Source organism: Micromonospora sp. NPDC005173, assembly GCF_040608515.1.
Classification (GTDB): Bacteria; Actinomycetota; Actinomycetes; order Mycobacteriales; family Micromonosporaceae; genus Micromonospora.
Genome location: NZ_JBEXIK010000002.1, coordinates 364,848 through 381,389 on the forward strand (window position 1 = coordinate 364,848; position 16,542 = coordinate 381,389).

The following is a 16,542-nucleotide window of genomic DNA, read 5'->3' on the forward strand; positions in this document are numbered from 1 at the left end:
ATGACTGAGCCCGATTTCGCCACCATGGTCAGCCGGTGGTACCAGCAGCACGCCCGTGACCTGCCATGGCGCGAACCCGGCGCCAGCCCGTGGGCCATCCTGGTCAGCGAGGTCATGCTCCAGCAGACGCCGGTGGTCCGGGTGGTACCCGCCTGGCAGGCCTGGCTGGCCCGCTGGCCGAACCCGGCCGCGCTGGCGGCGGACAGCCCGGCCGAGGCGATCCGGATGTGGGGACGCCTCGGCTACCCCCGCCGCGCGGTCCGGCTGCGGGAGTGCGCGGTCGCGATCGTGGACCGGCACGGCGGCCAGGTGCCGGACCGGCTGGAGCAGCTGCTGGCGCTGCCGGGAGTCGGCACGTACACGGCGCGGGCGGTGGCCGCGTTCGCGTACGGGCAGCGGCACCCGGTGGTCGACACCAACGTGCGCCGGGTGGTCTGCCGGGCGGTCGCCGGCGAACCGGACGCCGGGCCGGTCACCCGACCGGCCGACCTGGTCGCCACGGAGGAGCTGCTGCCGGTGGAGCCGGCCGCCGCGGCGCTGGCCAGCGCCGCCTTCATGGAGTTGGGTGCGGTGATCTGCACGGCCCGGTCACCACGCTGCGCGGCCTGCCCGGTCGAGTCGGTCTGCGCGTGGCGGGCCTCCGGGCAGGAGGCACCGGCCGGACCGACCCGCCGGCCCCAGCGGTACGCGGGCACCGACCGGCAGGTACGCGGACTACTGCTCGGGGTGCTCCGGGAGTCGACCGGGCCAGTCCCGCACCAGCGGCTGGACCAGGTCTGGACCGACGACGTGCAGCGCGCCCGTGCCCTGGCCGGCCTGGTGCACGACGGACTGGTGGAACCCGCCGGTGCCGACTCCTTCCGCCTCGTCGGCGACGGCCCGTCCCTGCCGACCCCCGACCTCAGCGCCTGACCCGTGGACCGGCCGGTGCGGCGGTGATCGACTCCATATCGCGGACATCGGGGCCTACCGACGCCAGGACACCGCGACATCGCCGACACCGAGTCGATCATCGCAACGATCCCGGCCGAGGCGGACGACGACCGCCGAGTTGAAGCCGCGCGCGGTGTGGCGGACGGACAGCGGAAAAGGCGAGGCCCCGGTGGCTTGCGCCACCGAGGCCTCGCCCTCGCTGCTGGTCTTGCTACTCGTCCGCGCCTGCGGCGGCGGTGCCGCCGAGATCGGCCGGTACGGCGTCCGGAACCTCGACCGGCTTATCCGCGCCATGGAAGACGAGCTTGGACTTGTCGATGTCGTTCGGGTCGCCCTCGCAGTCCACCACCACGATCTGACCCGGGGTCAGCTCGTTGAACAGGATCCGCTCGGAGAGGTTGTCCTCGATGTCGCGCTGGATCGTGCGACGCAGAGGACGGGCACCGAGCACCGGGTCGAAGCCCTTCAGCGCCAGGTACTTCTTGGCGTTGTCGGTCAGCTCCAGACCCATGTCCTTGTTGCGCAGCTGCGTCTCGATCCGCTGGATCATGATGTCCACGATCGAGAGGATCTCGTTCTGGCGCAGCTGGTGGAAGACGATGGTGTCGTCGATCCGGTTGAGGAACTCAGGCCGGAAGTGCTGCTTGAGCTCGTCGTTGACCTTCTGCTTCATCCGGTCGTAGTTGGACTCGGAGTCCTCCGACGCCTGGAAGCCGAGCGACACCGCCTTGGCGACGTCCCTGGTGCCCAGGTTGGTGGTCAGGATGATGACCGTGTTCTTGAAGTCCACGATCCGACCCTGACCGTCGGTGAGCCGACCGTCCTCCAGGATCTGGAGCAGCGTGTTGAACACGTCCGGGTGGGCCTTCTCGATCTCGTCGAAGAGAACCACCGAGAACGGCCGACGCCGCACCTTCTCGGTCAGCTGCCCGCCCTCGTCGTAGCCGACGTAGCCGGGAGGGGCACCCACCAGCCGGGAGACCGTGTAGCGGTCGTGGAACTCGGACATGTCCAGCTGGATGAGGGCATCCTCGCTGCCGAAGAGGAACTCGGCGAGCGCCTTGGACAGCTCGGTCTTACCCACGCCGGACGGGCCGGCGAAGATGAACGAGCCCGACGGGCGCTTCGGGTCCTTCAGGCCGGCCCGGGTACGCCGGATCGCCTTCGAGACCGCCTTGACCGCGTCCTCCTGGCCGATGACGCGCTTGTGCAGCTCGTCCTCCATGCGCAGCAGGCGCGAGGTCTCCTCCTCGGTCAGCTTGTAGACCGGGATACCCGTCCAGTTGCCGAGCACCTCGGCGATCTGCTCGTCGTCGACCTCGCTGACGACGTCCAGGTCACCGGCCTTCCACTCCTTCTCCCGCTGCGCCTTCTGGCCAAGGAGCTGCTTCTCCTTGTCGCGCAGCTGGGCGGCGCGCTCGAAGTCCTGCGCGTCGATCGCGGACTCCTTGTCGCGACGCACCTGGGCGATGCGCTCGTCGAAGTCGCGCAGGTCTGGCGGCGCGGTCATCCGGCGGATCCGCATCCGGGCGCCGGCCTCGTCGATCAGGTCGATCGCCTTGTCCGGCAGGAAGCGGTCGGAGATGTACCGGTCGGCCAGCGTGGCGGCTGCCACGAGAGCGGCGTCGGTGATCGAGACGCGGTGGTGGGCTTCGTAGCGGTCGCGCAGGCCCTTGAGGATCTCGATGGTGTGCGCCAGCGACGGCTCGCCCACCTGGATCGGCTGGAACCGGCGCTCGAGCGCGGCGTCCTTCTCCAGGTGCTTGCGGTACTCGTCGAGCGTGGTGGCACCGATGGTCTGCAGCTCACCACGGGCCAGCATCGGCTTGAGGATGCTCGCCGCGTCGATCGCGCCCTCGGCGGCACCCGCACCCACCAGGGTGTGGATCTCGTCGATGAACAGGATGATGTCACCGCGGGTGCGGATCTCCTTGAGCACCTTCTTGAGGCGCTCCTCGAAGTCACCGCGGTAGCGGGAACCGGCGACCAGCGCACCGAGGTCGAGCGTGTAGAGCTGCTTGTCCTTGAGCGTCTCGGGCACCTCGCCCTTGATGATCTTCTGGGACAGCCCCTCCACCACGGCGGTCTTACCGACGCCGGGCTCACCGATCAGGACCGGGTTGTTCTTGGTACGGCGGGAGAGCACCTGCATGACCCGCTCGATTTCCTTCTCGCGCCCGATGACCGGGTCGAGCTTGCCCTCGCGGGCGGCCTGGGTCAGGTTGCGGCCGAACTGGTCCAGCACCAGGCTGGTCGACGGCGCGGCCTCACCCGGCGCGGCGCCAGCGGCGGCCGGCTCCTTGCCCTGGTAGCCGGAGAGCAGCTGGATCACCTGCTGGCGGACCCGGTTGAGGTCGGCGCCGAGCTTGACCAGCACCTGGGCGGCGACGCCCTCACCCTCGCGGATCAGACCGAGCAGGATGTGCTCCGTGCCGATGTAGTTGTGGCCGAGCTGCAGCGCCTCGCGCAGCGACAGCTCCAGCACCTTCTTGGCCCGCGGCGTGAACGGGATGTGCCCGCTCGGCGCCTGCTGGCCCTGGCCGATGATCTCCTCGACCTGCTGGCGGACGCCCTCCAGGGAGATGCCGAGGCTCTCCAGGGCCTTTGCCGCGACGCCTTCACCTTCGTGGATCAGGCCCAGCAGGATGTGTTCCGTACCGATGTAGTTGTGGTTGAGCATCCGGGCCTCTTCTTGGGCCAGGACGACAACCCGTCGCGCTCGGTCGGTGAACCGCTCGAACATGCCCTCGTGCTCCTCACGTGCCGTGCGCCTTGATGGTCTAGATCTTGGCGGGGCCGGTGCACGAACGTCCGGGACGGGCGTCCGTGCCTCCTTACTCTATCGTCGCTGACCGACTCAGCTGAGGTCGTGTGTCTCCGGTGTGGGTCGGTTCCACGTTGTTTTGGACAACCGTCCGCGCTCAGGAGGTGTTCCGGTACCCCTGTCGCTACGCGCAGAGCGAAATCCGACTGGCGCGACGGAAGCCCTCTCCCGGCCCTGAGAGGCTCCGAGAGGGGGGTCAGCGCTGGCGACGAACGCCGCGCCCGACCCTGGGGGAAGTTGTCCACAGGCTGTGGATAGCTGCTCCACTGGTTGTGGACAACGTCGGGCGGGCGGGAATGCTTCCCGGACGCTCCGCTGGCCCGACGACCCCCGCCGGCGGCCGTGGATACGGCGACGCCGGCCCGGAGAATGCTCCGGCCCGGCGTCGTGTCGCCCTGCGGTGGTCGATGCCACCAAGCTGCTGACGGATCAGCGCTTCGCGTGGAACTCGTCGACGATCTCCTGCGGGATTCGACCCCGGTCCGAGATGTCCTTGCCGGCCTTCTTGGCCCAGTCCCGGATCGCCTTGTTCTGCTCCCGGTCAGCGGTCGCGCCACCCCGACCGCGGGCAGCACGCCCACCGATCACCACGCCGCCCCGGCCCACCTTGGTGCCGGCGGCCACGTACGACGCAAAAGCGTCGCGCAATTTCGCGGCGTTGGAACTCGACAGGTCGATCTCGTACTGGACGCCGTCGAGGGCGAACTTGACGGTCTCGTCAGCGTCCCCGCCGTCCAGGTCATCGACCAGCTTGTGAATGATCTGCTTGGCCACGTCCCACATTCCTTTCGAGCAGGGTCTCCTGCTAACGAGAGCACAATAACCCGTGCTCTGCTCGCCCCGTCAATAGGATGCGGTATCGACCCGACGCGAGCCGCCGAGACTACTCGGGGCGCACCAACGGGAAGAGGATCGTTTCCCGAATTCCGAGCCCGGTCAGGGCCATCAACAGCCGGTCGATTCCCATTCCCATACCGCCGGCCGGCGGCATTCCGTACTCCATCGCCCGGAGAAAGTCCTCGTCGAGACGCATCGCCTCGTCGTCGCCACGAGCGGCGAGCTGCGCCTGGGCCAGCAGCCGGTCCCGCTGCACCACCGGGTCGACCAGTTCGGAGTACGCGGTGCCCAGCTCGAACCCGAGCACGTACAGGTCCCACTTCTCCGCCAGCCCCGGCTCGTCACGGTGGGCCCGGGTGAGCGGGCTGGTCTCCTCCGGGTAGTCCCGGATGAAGGTGGGCGCCTCCAGGCCGGGAACGACCAGTTCCTCGAACAGTTCCTCGGCCAGCTTGCCCGGGCCCCACTTCGGGTCCACGGCCAATCCCACCTTGTCCGCGTACTCGACCAGTCGGGACCGTTCGGTGCGGACCGTGACCTCCTCGCCGAGTGCCTCGGAAAGCACCCCGAACAGGGTTACCGACCGCCACTCCCCGCCCAGGTCGAACTCCCGCCCGTCGGCGTGGGTCACCACGGTCGAGCCGCTGACCGCGACCGCCGCCTGTTGCACGAGATTGCGGGTCAACTCGGCCATCGTGTTGTAGTCGCCGTACGTCTGGTACGTCTCCAGCATCGCGAACTCCGGCGAGTGCGAAGAGTCGACACCCTCATTACGGAAGTTGCGGTTGATCTCGAAGACCCGGTCGACGCCGCCGACCACTGCGCGCTTGAGAAACAGTTCCGGAGCGATTCGCAGATACAGATCAGTGCTCAACGCATTGCTGTGAGTCACGAACGGTCGGGCCGCCGCGCCGCCATGCAGCAGTTGCAACATCGGCGTTTCCACCTCGATGAAACCCTGTCCGTGCAGCGAATCGCGCAGGCTGCGCACCGCCGCGGCCCGGGTACGGACCATCTGTCGGGCCTGCGGCCGGACGATCAGGTCGACGTAGCGCTGGCGGACCCGCGCCTCCTCGGAGAGCGGCTTGTGCGCCACCGGCAGTGGCCGCAGCGACTTGGCGGTCATCTCCCACCGCTCGGCCAGCACGGACAGCTCTCCCCGGCGACTGGTGATCACCTCGCCGGTGACGCCGACGTGGTCACCGAGGTCGACCAGGCGCTTCCAGTCCTCCAGGCGTTCCGGCCCGACCCGGTCCAGGGAGAGCATCGCCTGCAGCTCGGTGCCGTCCCCGTCGCGCAGGGTCGCGAAGCAGAGCTTGCCGGTGTTGCGCACGAAGATCACCCGACCGGTGACCGAGGTCTGGTCGCCGGTGGCGGTGTCGGTGGGCAGGTCGGCGTAACGGGCCCGCACCTCCGCCAGGGTGGCCGTGCGGGGAAATCCGACCGGGTACGGCTCGACGCCGTCGGCGAGCATCCGGTCCCGCTTCTCCCGGCGGACCTTCATCTGCTCGGGAAGGTCGTCGGCGGGGTCCACTGGCACGGCGTTCTGCTCGGTCACGGCACGCTTCCTCGTCACGGAGATACAGGGGGTCAGGCCCGAGCGTACTCAAGCGCCTGGGGGGCTGTTACCGGATAACCTGCCCGCCATGGTCGATCACACTCATGCCCTCTCCTTCGGCGCTGCGGCGAGCGATTATGACCGGTTTCGCCCCACCTATCCGGAGGAGGCGGTCCGCTGGGCGCTCGACGGGCTGAACGACGCCGCCCAGGTCGTCGACCTCGGCGCCGGCACCGGCATCCTGACCCGCGTCGTACGGGCGCTCGGCCACCAGGTCCGGCCGGTGGAGCCCGACCCCGGCATGCGGGCCCAACTGGACGCCGCCACCCCCGGTCTCACGGCCCTGGCCGGCAGCGCCGAGTCGGTGCCACTGCCGGACGGCATCGCTGACGCGGTGCTGGTCGGCCAGGCCTACCACTGGTTCGACAAGGAGCCCGCGCACGCCGAGGTCGCCCGGGTGCTTCGGCCGGGTGGGACGTTCGCCCCGATCTGGAACGTTCGGGACGACCGGGCGGCCAGCTGGATCGCCGAGTTGAGCCGGATCGCCGACCTCCGGGACAACTCCGGCGACCTGCTCCAGCAGGTCACCGGCTTCGGCCCGGCCTTCGGGCCGGTGGAGCTGGCCCAGTTCGCGCACCGGACCCGGCTCACCCCAGAGCAGCTACTCGGCATGGTGCGCACCCGCTCCTACTGGCTGACCGCCAGCCCCCAGGAACGGGACGAGGTCGACCGGAAGGTCCGAGACCTCCTGGCCAGCCACCCGGACCTAACCGGCCGGGAGACCATCGAGCTGCCGTACCGGACGCTGGTCTTCCGCGCCCGACGGCGCTGAACCACCGGGGTCACAGGTTGCGGTCGTAGACCATCCGCAGGCCGATCAGGGTGATCATCGGCTCGTGGTGGGTGATGCTGCGGCACTCGTTGATCACCAGGGAGGCGAGACCGCCGGTGGCGATCACCGCCTTCACCGTGCCCAGCTCCTCGGTCATCCGCTCGACGATGCGGTCCACCTGCCCGGCGAAGCCGAAGTACAGGCCGGACTGGAGGCATTCCACGGTGTTCTTGCCGATCACCGAGCGGGGCTTGGTCGCCTCGACCTTGCGTAGCTGGGCGGCGCGCGCGGCGAGCGCGTCGAAGGAGATCTCGATGCCCGGTGCGAACGCCCCACCGAGGAACTCGCCCCGACCGCTGATCACGTCGAAGTTGGTGGTGGTGCCGAAGTCCACGACGATCGACGGCCCGCCATAGAGGGTGTACGCGGCCAGGGTGTTCACCACCCGGTCGGCGCCCACCTCCTTCGGGTTGTCGATCGCCAACTGCACGCCGGTCCGCACTCCGGGCTCGACGATCACGCTCGGCAGGTCGGCGTAGTAGCGGCCGAGCATGGTGCGCAGTGACCGCAGCGCGGCCGGCACCGTGGAGCAGGCGGCCACGCCGGTGATCTCGACGTTGTCCCCGGCGAGCAGGCCCCGGAACATCAGACCCAGCTCATCCGCCGTCGAGCGGGCATCGGTCTTGATCCGCCAGGAGTGCACCAGCTTGTCGCCGTCGAAGGTCGCCAGCACGGTGTTGGTGTTTCCGATGTCGATGCAGAGCAGCACGCACGCAGCCTAGACAACGACCGTACGGGCGGGTGCGGACCGGGTTGCGGACCGTATCCTTGTCGCATCGCGACATGAACATGGGTCAATCCACGGCGCGGCCGGACGGGGAGCGGACATGTCGGGGACGTGGTGGGTGCGGGGCCGTAACACCCTGCGCCGGCGTAGGCGGCACGTGCTGGTGCTGGTCGCACTGGCCGGCGGCGCTATCTGGATGATCGTGCAGGCGTGGCGGGCGTCCCTGCGGGAGGCCGGCAGCTTCGCCGGCGATCTCTACCTCAACATCGGCGCCGCGCTGATCATGACGCTGCTGACCTACGTGGTGCTCAACCCGCTCTTCCGCGAACTCCAGACGGTCAGCATCATCGAGCACCCGCGACTGGACCGGGACGCGCTGATCGAACGGGTCGCCCAGTCCCGGGAGATCGTGGCCATCCTGGAGACCTGGACCAGCATGCTGGAGGGCCCGTACGCGTCCCGGTTCGTGGCGGCGCTCCGCTCCGCGCTCGTCAACGGCGCCGCCGTCAAGGTGCTGCTGCTCGACCCGGACTCGCCGGCGGTCCGGCTGCGCGGCGAGGAGCTGCGCCGGCGGGACGCCTCGGTGGCCATCCTCAACAACATGTGGCACCTGGCCCGGCTCGCCGAGGAGCTGCCCGAGTCGGCCCGGGCCCGGCTCCAGGTCCGGGTCTACAGCGCCGCCCCCTCGGTGCAGATGTACCGCTGGGACGGCAAGGCGTTCATCTCGTTCTTCCCGGTCCAGGGCAGCACCTTCGACACCCAGCAGATCGAGGCGTTCGTCTCGACCCCGCTCGGCGAGTTCGTTGACGACCGGTTCGCCGAGCTGTGGGAGACCGCGCCGGTGGAGGACCTGGCGGCCTGCCTCACCCTGCGGCTCTGCCTGCGCCAGGCCGGTCGGGACCTGGAGACCTGCGAGGCGCTCTACGTCCGCTCCGACGGCGACTGGTACATCGCCGGCACCGACCTGGTGCGCAACGTGGCCCGGCACGGCCTGGCCGGGCTGAGTGTGGTGCTGGACCGGCCCGAGGCGGAGGGCGAGACCTTCGCCATCGGCGAGGCCGACGAGCTGCCGCCCGAGATCTACAACCGGGTGCTGGAACTCTTCCGGGCCAAGTACGGCCTGGACGGCCGGCAGGACACCGAGAACCGGGTGATCTTCAACCTGGCCACCACCTCACTGACCACCGTCTGAGGCCCGGCCCGCCGCGAGTAGCGCCGGGCCGGACACCCGTCACTCGATCCGCAGGTCCATGGCGATGTCCAGAATGGGCGACGAGTGGGTCAGCGCGCCCACCGAGAGGAAGTCGACACCGGTGGCCGCGTACCGGCCGGCCACCTCCAGGGTCAGGCCGCCGGTCGCCTCCAGCTCCGCCCGGTCCCCCACCGCCGTCACCGCTTCCGCGAGCGTCTCCGGCGTCATGTTGTCGCAGAGCAGGAAGCCCGCACCGGCCTCCACCGCCTCCACCGCCTCGCCGACCGTGGTCACCTCGACCTGCACCGGCACCTCCGGGAACGCCTCCCGGACCCGCCGATAGGCCGCGGTGATGCCCCCGGCGGCGAGCTTGTGGTTGTCCTTGATCATGGCCACGTCGTAGAGGCCCATCCGCTTGTTGGTGCCGCCGCCGGCCCGCACCGCGTACTTCTCCAGCTGCCGCAGGCCCGGCGTGGTCTTGCGGGTGTCCAGCACCATCGCCTTCGTGCCGGCCAGCGCATCCGCCCAGGCACGGGTGTGGGTGGCCACCCCGGACATCCGGCAGAGCAGGTTGAGCGCGGTGCGCTCGGCGGTGAGCAGCAGCCGGGTCGGCCCGGTCACCGTCGCCAGCACATCGCCGCGCGCCACCCGCTCCCCGTCGCGGGCCAGCACCGACACCTCGACGGTACGGCCGAACCCGGTCACCTCGCCGACCAGCTCGAACACGGCGGCGGCCACCGCCATCCCGGCCACCACGCCGTCCGCGCGGGCCACCAGGTCGGCGGTGTCGGTCTGCTCCGCCGGGATGGTGGCCACGCTCGTGACGTCCAGGAAGTCCGGCCCCAGGTCCTCGACCAGCGCGTTCTCGATCACCCGCCGCACCTGCGCGGGGTCCAGTCCGGCCGCCCGCATCGCCTGCCGCGTCGACTCCGTCATGACCTTCTCCGTTTCCGACTGCGGGGCCTGCAAAATCGGCTCACTCCTCGCGCTCACCGCATTCCCTCCCACTGCTGCGTCAACCGGCCCTGCGCCCCGACCGACCCGACCAGGTGACCCAGCCACCGCTCGTCGGCCGTGGGGAAGTCCTCCCGCCAGTGGCAGCCCCGGGTCTCACCGCGGGCGTACGCGGCGGCCACCAGCGTCGATGCCACGGTGAGCAGGTTGGTCGCCTCCCAGTCGGCGGTCCGCGGTCGGCCTCGGGCGGCACCCACCTCGGTCAGCGTGCCGGCCGTCTCGGCCAGCGTCGCGGCCGAGCGAAGCACCCCGGCGCCCCGGGTCATCGCCTGTTGCAGGGCCGGCGTCGTCTCGGTCGGGAGCACCCAGCCCGCACCGCCGCGCCAGGCGCCGGTGTCCGCCGGTTGGACCTGCTCGGGGAGGCCGGCCGCGATGTCCTCGGCGATTCGCCGGGAGAAGACCAGGCCCTCCAGCAGCGAGTTGCTGGCCAGCCGGTTCGCACCGTGCACGCCCGTGCAGGCGACCTCGCCGCAGGCGTACAGGCCGGGGATGGACGTGCGGCCGCGCAGGTCGGTGCGGACGCCGCCGGAGGCGTAGTGCGCGGCCGGGGCGACCGGGATCAGGTCGGTGGCCGGGTCCACGCCGATCGCCAGGCAGGACGCCACGATGGTCGGGAACCGGGCGGCCAGGAAGGTCCCACCCAGGTGCCGGGCGTCGAGGAAGACGTGGTCCGCGCCGTTGGCCAGCAGCACCCGGTGGATGCCCTTGGCCACCACGTCCCGGGGGGCCAGCTCGGCCAGCTCGTGCTGGCCCACCATGAACCGCTTGCCGTCCGCGTCCACCAGGTACGCGCCCTCGCCACGCAGCGCCTCGGAGACCAGCGGCTGCTGCGCGTGGCCGGTACCGGGCACGCCCACGCCGGACGGGGTGATCAGGGCGGTCGGGTGGAACTGGACGAACTCCACATCGGTCACCGCCGCGCCGGCCCGCATCGCCAGCGCCACGCCGTCCCCCGTGGAGACCGCCGGGTTGGTGGTGGCGGCGAAGATCTGCCCCATCCCGCCGGTCGCCAGCACCACGGCCCGGGCCAGCAGCGCGCCCACACCATCCTCACTGCCCTCGCCGAGTACGTGCAGGGTGATTCCGCAGGCCGGGCCGAGCCCGTCCGGGCCGTCGCCGGGGGCACGCAGCAGGTCCAGCACCAGGGCGTGCTCGACCAGCCGGATCCACGGGTCGCGTTGCACCGCCTCGTGCAGGGCCCGCTGCACCTCGGCTCCGGTGGCGTCTCCGCCGGCGTGCACGATCCGGTCCGCCCGGTGCCCACCCTCACGGGTCAGCATCAGCGACCCGTCCGGGTTGCGGTCGAACTCGGCGCCGATCCGGATCAGCTCCCGCAGCCGGAGTGGGCCCTCCTCGACCAGCACCCGGACCGCCGCCGGGTCGCAGAGCCCGACACCGGCGATCTCGGTGTCCGACGCGTGCGCCGCCGGGGTGTCTCCCGAGTCGAGCACGGCGGCGATGCCGCCCTGCGCCCACCGGGTCGAGCCGTCGTCGATGTTGACCTTGGTGACCACCGTGACGTGCAGGCCCGCCTCGCGCAGGTGCAGCGCCGCGGTCAACCCGGCCACCCCGGAACCCACCACGATCACGTCGGTGGTCTCCACCCAGCCGGGCGCGGGCGCGGCCAGCAACGGGGGCAGCGCCGGCAGGTCGACGGTCGGAAGGTCCATCCCCCCAGTCAACCCGAACCGTCCTCGCCCCGGGCGGCCGGGGCACGACGAGTGGTATGGGCTACCCCGTCCGGCGCCGGCCCTGCCGCGCCGGACGGTTGGCCGTGGTCACTTCGTCCGAACCGGCAGGCCGGCCGGGCCCGCGCCCCGCAGCGAGCCGGTCGCCGTACGGTCGCTGAGCCACAGGTAGCAGCGGATCCCCCGGTCGCCGACCCGCCAGCGCCCCGCACCCGGCGGGCGGACCACCACACCGCTGCGGAATCGCAGCTCGGCGTCGTCCGGCACGCCCACGTACCGGCCGAGGATCGTGCGGCAGCCGGTGTAGAGCGGAGCCCAGTCCGCGTCCCGGGTCGGGTACGGCGTGTCCGGTGCCCGCCACACCCCGACGAACCCGGCGTCGTGGCGGACACCGCACTCCACCGGGACCAGCGTCTGCGCGCCCCGGACGGTCGCGCCGCGGGTCTGCTGGCAGCCCAACCGCAGCGCGGAGACCCCCTTCAACGCGTCCCGCAGACTGCCCGACCGGACCACCACGGCGGCCGCCGCCTCGACCGTGGTCAACTCGCTGAGATCGCACCGGTACCAGCGGGAACCGGCCGCCCAGCCCGGCCCGGAGGGCAGCGCCACCGACAGCCGCAACCGACCGGCCCTCCAGTCGTCGCCCACGTACCCGGTGGCCCGGGTGTCGCACTCGGCGAACGCGCCGCGCAGCTCGGCAGAGCCGCCGGCCGGGGCGGTGGCCCGCTCGACCGGGAACGCCCCCACGTGCACGGTCTCCACCCGGTGCGGGCCGGCACAGTCCACCGGCTGATAGCCGGCCAGGGTGACGACGTCGGTGAAGTCGGCGGCCTGACACACGCCGGCAGCCGGGGTGAACGGCACCGCCGACGGCAGCGCCGCCCAGTCGTCGGTCAGATCACCGTCCAGGCCGCCGGCCCCGGCGCAGCCGACCAGCAGAACTGCCGTCACAGCAGCGGCGAACAGGGTCGTCATCGCACGGCGCATCGCGGCCTCCCCCAGCCACCGACCAGCTTCCGACGGCGTGCCAAGGGTAACCGGAAATGACCTTACGGTGACAGACCGGAATCGCCGTGCGTGGGATCAGGCGCTCGCCACGGCCAACGGGCTGGGCACCGGGTCGCCGGCCGTGCCCGGTGCCGCCGCCGCCGGGTCGGCGCCCAACTCGACCACCCGGTTGTCCGCATCGACGTGCACCACCCGTGGCCGGTACGACCGGGCCTCGGCGTCGTCCATCTGCCCGTACGAGATCAGGATGACCAGGTCACCGGGGTGCACCAGGTGCGCGGCGGCGCCATTGATGCCGATCACGCCGCTGCCCCGCTCGCCCGGGATGACGTACGTCTCCAGCCGGGCCCCGTTGGTGATGTCCACGATCGCCACCTGCTCGCCGGGGAGCAGGTCGGCAGCGTCGAGCAGGTCCTCGTCCACCGTCACCGAGCCGACGTAGTGCAGGTCGGCCTGGGTCACGGTGGCGCGGTGGATCTTCGACTTGAGCATGGTCCGCAGCATCGGGGTGGCCTTTCGCGATGGTGGTGAAGGGTGCGGCCGGGTCAGGGGCGGGGGGCGAGGTGGATCGCCGCGTTGTCGATCAACCGGGTGCTGCCCACCCACGCGGCGATCACCAGCCGCGCCGGCCCGGACACCGGCCCCGGCTCCAGCTCGGGATCGGTGAGTACCAGGTAGTCGAGCCGGGCACCGGGCGTACCGGCGCCGAACGCGGCGTGCGCGGCGGACAGCACCGCTCCCGCGTCCAGGCCGTCGTCGGCGGCCCGCGCACCGGCCAGCAGCGCGGCGGACAGGCTCAACGCGGCGGCCCGCTCGGGCTCGCTCAGGTAGCGGTTGCGGCTGGACAGCGCCAAACCGTCCGGCTCCCGGACGGTCGGCACGCCAACCACCTCGACCGGTACGTCCAGGTCCCGGGTCATCCGCCGGACCAGGGTGAGCTGCTGGTAGTCCTTCTCGCCGAAGAACGCCAGGTCAGGCCGGGTTAGCTGGAGCAGTTTCAACACCACGGTGAGTACGCCGTGGAAGAAGCCGGGGCGGCTCGCGCCCTCCAGTTCCGCGCCGCGCGGGCCCGGGTCGAGCCGCACCCGGGGCTGGCCGTCCGGATACATCTCGGCCACCGACGGGGCGAAGACCAGGTCGGCGCCGGCCCGCCGGCACACCTCCAGGTCCGAGTCGAGCGTCCGCGGATAGCGGTCGAAGTCCTCGTTCGGCCCGAACTGCAACGGGTTCACGAAGATCGTCACCAGCACGTGGTCGGCCCGCGCTCGGGCAGCGCGCAGCAGCGTCTCGTGCCCGGAGTGCAGCGCGCCCATGGTCATCACCACGGCGACGGTGCCCTGCAGCGCGGCCCGTGCCTCGGCCAGGTCGGCGCGGGTGTGCACCAGTTGGGTCACAGCGCCACCTCGGTTCGCGACTGCGGGGCTCGCAAGACCGGCTCACTCCTCACGCTCACGCCGCCACCTCCCGGCTGGTGCTGGCGAGCACGCCGAGCAGCGACTGCGCGTCCACCGGCCGGAGCCGGCCGGCGGCTATCGCCCGGTCGGCGGTACGCCGGGCCAGCGCCAGATAGGCAGGGACGGACTCCGGGGCGGTGGCGGCCAGCCGGGCCAGGTGCCGCTGGACGGTACCCGCGTCACCGCGGGAGACCGGGCCGGTCAGCGCGTCGTCGCCCAGCCGCAGCGCGTTCTCCAGGGCGGCCCGCAGCAGCGGGGCGAGCACCTTCTCCGGCTGGGCCACACCGGCGTCGCGCAGCCGATCGGTCGCCTCGTTCACCAGGGTCACCAGGTGGTTCGCGCCGTGCGCCAGCGCCGCGTGGTACAGCGGGCGGTCCGCCTCGCCCACCCACTCGGGCACGCCGCCGAGATCGGCGACCAGCCGGGCGGCCAGCGGGCGCAGCTCCGCCGGGGCGGTCACCCCGTACGAGATGCCGGCCAGCCGGGCCAGGTCGTCCGGCGTACCGGTGAAGGTCATGGCGGGGTGCAGGGCGAGTGGCCGGGCGCCGACCGCCACGGCGGGCTCCAGCACGGCCAGCCCGTGCGCGCCGGAGGTGTGCGCGACCACCTGGCCCGGGCGCAGCGCGCCCCGGTCGGCGAGGTCGGCGACCACCCCGGCCAGCGCGTCGTCCGGCACCGCGATCAGCAGCAGATCGGCGGCGGCGTGGGCGGCGGCGGCGACCGGACGGCGAGGTACGTCGGGCAGCAGCAGGGCGAGTCGGGCGCGGCTGGCCCCGGAGCCGCCAGCGACGGCGACCACCCGGTGCCCGGCGGCGGCGAGCGCGGCGCCCAGCACGGCACCGACCCGTCCGGCGCCGACGACACCGACGGTCAGGAAGCGAGAGGAAACGGAAGTCGGGGCGCCGGTGACGGCGCGGCCCTGCGGTACGGCGGCCCCGCGCGGGGCGGCCGGACGCGGGCGCAACGGTGCGCTCATGACGACGATCCAGTCCTCGAGAAGGGGTACCGGTCGATCGCAAGTATGCGCCCGGGTCAGGGAACCGGGACAAGCATGTGTGAAAACCTTCACGACCCCCGCCGGGCGGGATCGGCGCGGTGGCCCCCGAACGTTTCTGGAGGCCACCGCGACGGTCAGCGCCGGGGGCGGAGGAATCCGGCGTCGAGGAACTTGAAGTCGGTGTCTGGACGGGCCTCGCCGTCCTCACCCAGGGTCTCCGGGGTGTTCCGGCCGTCGTGCACCACCAGCAGACCACCCGGGTAGCCGGGCAACGGGGTGGAGACCACGGCCGCGCCGTCACACTCCTGCGACCCGTCGACCCGGCCGTCGACCACCGCGAACCGGCCCGTCGGCCGATCGGTGCGCCGGTCGTAGGTGTAGAAGGTGTCGTCGCCCTGGCTGGACACGAGCAGGGTGCCGGTGGAACGCCCGGTGGGGTAGATGGTCAGTCCCTCGACGTCCTGGGCGATCCGGCCGCCGAAACCGGGATCGGCCGCGTAGTCGGTCACGCAGTCCTCCTCCTCGGCGTCGTACGTCGCCGGCACGCCGTACTCGCGGACCCGCTCCACCGACACCGGTGCGCCCACGAACCGGCCGTGAACCAGTCGGGTCCGCCACAGCCCGACCTTCTCCTGGGCCAGGTGCACCACCCCGCTGTCCGGGTCCACCACCGTCCCCTCCACCTGCGGGCCGTCACCCGGGTCGGTGCACGGCGACCAGGCGGTGCCGTCGCGCAGGGTGAACGTGCTGGGCAGGGTCAGCCGGTCCACCCGCCGGTAGCTCACCTTCCCGGCCCGCTCCACCAGCCGGAACACCCCCACCTCCGGGGTGCTGCGCCGGCTCACCACGGCGTACACGCTGCCGTCGGTGTCGGTGTACGTGCCCAGCCCGTACGCGGTGCGCTGCTCGTTGACCCCGGCCTGGTCGGCGTTGAACGCGAACGGCACGTCCGGCGCGGTGACGTCGGTCAGCAGCCGGGTGCGCGGTTCGATCCGGTAGAAGCGCAGGTGGTCACGCCCCCGGTCGGTGACCACGGCCAGGTCCGCGCGCCGGCCGGCCAGCCGGAACCCGCCGACCAGGTCGACGTTGTTGAACCGGCCAGCCTCGTCCTCCGGTCCGGGTGCCGGCGGGGTGGCGATCACCTGTCGTTCGCGGGCCCGCAGGTCGTACACCCGCAGACCGCCGTTCTTCGCGGTGGCGATGACCAGGCTGCCGGCCCGGTCGGTCGGGTTGACCCAGATCGCCGGATCGTCCGCGTCGGCGTCCCCGCCGGCCGCGTCGTCAAAGAGGGAGGGGGTCTCGACCACCGCGCGGACCGGGCGCGGGGTGTCGGTCCCTGCGGGGCGCGGCGCGGCGGTCGCGGGAGCGCCGGCCATCAGCAGCGGTACGACCGCCAGCGCGGGGATCACGAGTCGTCTCAT

14 protein-coding genes are annotated in these 16,542 nt (G+C 71.7%); 3 read left to right on the top strand and 11 right to left on the bottom strand.

Annotation, left to right across the window (positions count from 1 at the left end; translation table 11 throughout):
- Positions 1-912, top strand: a complete 912-nt coding sequence (locus ABZV00_RS04770) for an A/G-specific adenine glycosylase (RefSeq protein ID WP_355601868.1) — start codon at positions 1-3, stop codon at positions 910-912.
- Between the two features lie 232 nt (positions 913-1,144).
- On the opposite strand, the gene ABZV00_RS04775 is transcribed toward ABZV00_RS04770, so the two are convergent.
- The 3 genes from ABZV00_RS04775 to lysS all read right to left on the bottom strand — a co-directional run bounded on the left by ABZV00_RS04775 (position 1,145) and on the right by lysS (position 6,149).
- Positions 1,145-3,676 carry an ATP-dependent Clp protease ATP-binding subunit gene (locus ABZV00_RS04775; protein ID WP_328421177.1) on the bottom strand — a complete coding sequence of 844 codons (2,532 nt, stop codon included), beginning with the start codon at positions 3,674-3,676 and terminating at the stop codon, positions 1,145-1,147.
- A gap of 510 nt (positions 3,677-4,186) precedes the next feature.
- Positions 4,187-4,531, bottom strand: a complete 345-nt coding sequence (locus ABZV00_RS04780) for an Lsr2 family protein (RefSeq protein WP_328421179.1) — start codon at positions 4,529-4,531, stop codon at positions 4,187-4,189.
- 109 nt (positions 4,532-4,640) lie between these two features.
- Positions 4,641-6,149 carry a lysine--tRNA ligase gene (lysS, locus tag ABZV00_RS04785; RefSeq protein WP_328421180.1) on the bottom strand — a complete coding sequence of 503 codons (1,509 nt, stop codon included), beginning with the start codon at positions 6,147-6,149 and terminating at the stop codon, positions 4,641-4,643.
- Positions 6,150-6,237: 88 nt separating this feature from the next.
- On the opposite strand from lysS, the gene ABZV00_RS04790 reads away from it, so the two are divergent.
- Positions 6,238-6,981, top strand: coding sequence for a class I SAM-dependent methyltransferase (locus ABZV00_RS04790; RefSeq protein ID WP_355601871.1), 744 nt, complete (start codon positions 6,238-6,240; stop codon positions 6,979-6,981).
- A 10-nt stretch (positions 6,982-6,991) separates the two neighbouring features.
- On the opposite strand, the gene ABZV00_RS04795 is transcribed toward ABZV00_RS04790, so the two are convergent.
- Complete coding sequence (locus ABZV00_RS04795) at positions 6,992-7,750, bottom strand: type III pantothenate kinase (protein ID WP_252417322.1); 759 nt, start codon at positions 7,748-7,750, stop codon at positions 6,992-6,994.
- A 118-nt stretch (positions 7,751-7,868) separates the two neighbouring features.
- Between ABZV00_RS04795 and ABZV00_RS04800 the strand changes: the two genes are divergently transcribed.
- Complete coding sequence (locus ABZV00_RS04800) at positions 7,869-8,960, top strand: hypothetical protein (RefSeq protein WP_355601873.1); 1,092 nt, start codon at positions 7,869-7,871, stop codon at positions 8,958-8,960.
- 39 nt (positions 8,961-8,999) lie between these two features.
- Here the strand turns inward: ABZV00_RS04800 and nadC are convergent, their stop codons facing one another.
- From nadC to ABZV00_RS04835, 7 genes are all read right to left on the bottom strand, one after another.
- The gene (gene nadC, locus ABZV00_RS04805) at positions 9,000-9,896 is read right to left on the bottom strand and encodes a carboxylating nicotinate-nucleotide diphosphorylase (RefSeq protein WP_328421189.1); all 897 of its coding nucleotides are present in this window, start codon (positions 9,894-9,896) and stop codon (positions 9,000-9,002) included.
- Between the two features lie 53 nt (positions 9,897-9,949).
- Complete coding sequence (locus tag ABZV00_RS04810; protein ID WP_355601875.1) at positions 9,950-11,644, bottom strand: L-aspartate oxidase; 1,695 nt, start codon at positions 11,642-11,644, stop codon at positions 9,950-9,952.
- Between the two features lie 108 nt (positions 11,645-11,752).
- Positions 11,753-12,649, bottom strand: coding sequence for a septum formation family protein (locus tag ABZV00_RS04815; RefSeq protein ID WP_355601877.1), 897 nt, complete (start codon positions 12,647-12,649; stop codon positions 11,753-11,755).
- A gap of 96 nt (positions 12,650-12,745) precedes the next feature.
- The gene (gene panD / locus ABZV00_RS04820) at positions 12,746-13,174 is read right to left on the bottom strand and encodes an aspartate 1-decarboxylase (RefSeq protein WP_089018653.1); all 429 of its coding nucleotides are present in this window, start codon (positions 13,172-13,174) and stop codon (positions 12,746-12,748) included.
- Positions 13,175-13,215: 41 nt separating this feature from the next.
- On the bottom strand, positions 13,216-14,064 hold the full coding sequence (gene panC / locus ABZV00_RS04825) for a pantoate--beta-alanine ligase (protein WP_355601880.1): 849 nt from the start codon (positions 14,062-14,064) through the stop codon (positions 13,216-13,218).
- 55 nt (positions 14,065-14,119) lie between these two features.
- On the bottom strand, positions 14,120-15,100 hold the full coding sequence (locus ABZV00_RS04830; RefSeq protein ID WP_355601882.1) for a Rossmann-like and DUF2520 domain-containing protein: 981 nt from the start codon (positions 15,098-15,100) through the stop codon (positions 14,120-14,122).
- Between the two features lie 155 nt (positions 15,101-15,255).
- On the bottom strand, positions 15,256-16,542 hold the full coding sequence (locus ABZV00_RS04835) for a phytase (RefSeq protein ID WP_355601884.1): 1,287 nt from the start codon (positions 16,540-16,542) through the stop codon (positions 15,256-15,258).

What these genes read in the sequence shown, in the direction of transcription:
- ABZV00_RS04770 (WP_355601868.1), top strand. Translation starts at nt 1, where the DNA reads ATGACTGAGCCCGATTTCGCCACCATGGTCAGCCGGTGGTACCAGCAG.
- ABZV00_RS04775 (WP_328421177.1), bottom strand. Translation starts at nt 3,676, where the DNA reads ATGTTCGAGCGGTTCACCGACCGAGCGCGACGGGTTGTCGTCCTGGCC.
- ABZV00_RS04790 (WP_355601871.1), top strand. Translation starts at nt 6,238, where the DNA reads ATGGTCGATCACACTCATGCCCTCTCCTTCGGCGCTGCGGCGAGCGAT.
- ABZV00_RS04800 (WP_355601873.1), top strand. Translation starts at nt 7,869, where the DNA reads ATGTCGGGGACGTGGTGGGTGCGGGGCCGTAACACCCTGCGCCGGCGT.
- nadC (WP_328421189.1), bottom strand. Translation starts at nt 9,896, where the DNA reads ATGACGGAGTCGACGCGGCAGGCGATGCGGGCGGCCGGACTGGACCCC.
- ABZV00_RS04810 (WP_355601875.1), bottom strand. Translation starts at nt 11,644, where the DNA reads ATGGACCTTCCGACCGTCGACCTGCCGGCGCTGCCCCCGTTGCTGGCC.
- ABZV00_RS04815 (WP_355601877.1), bottom strand. Translation starts at nt 12,649, where the DNA reads ATGCGCCGTGCGATGACGACCCTGTTCGCCGCTGCTGTGACGGCAGTT.
- panD (WP_089018653.1), bottom strand. Translation starts at nt 13,174, where the DNA reads ATGCTGCGGACCATGCTCAAGTCGAAGATCCACCGCGCCACCGTGACC.
- ABZV00_RS04830 (WP_355601882.1), bottom strand. Translation starts at nt 15,100, where the DNA reads ATGAGCGCACCGTTGCGCCCGCGTCCGGCCGCCCCGCGCGGGGCCGCC.
- ABZV00_RS04835 (WP_355601884.1), bottom strand. Translation starts at nt 16,542, where the DNA reads ATGAGACGACTCGTGATCCCCGCGCTGGCGGTCGTACCGCTGCTGATG.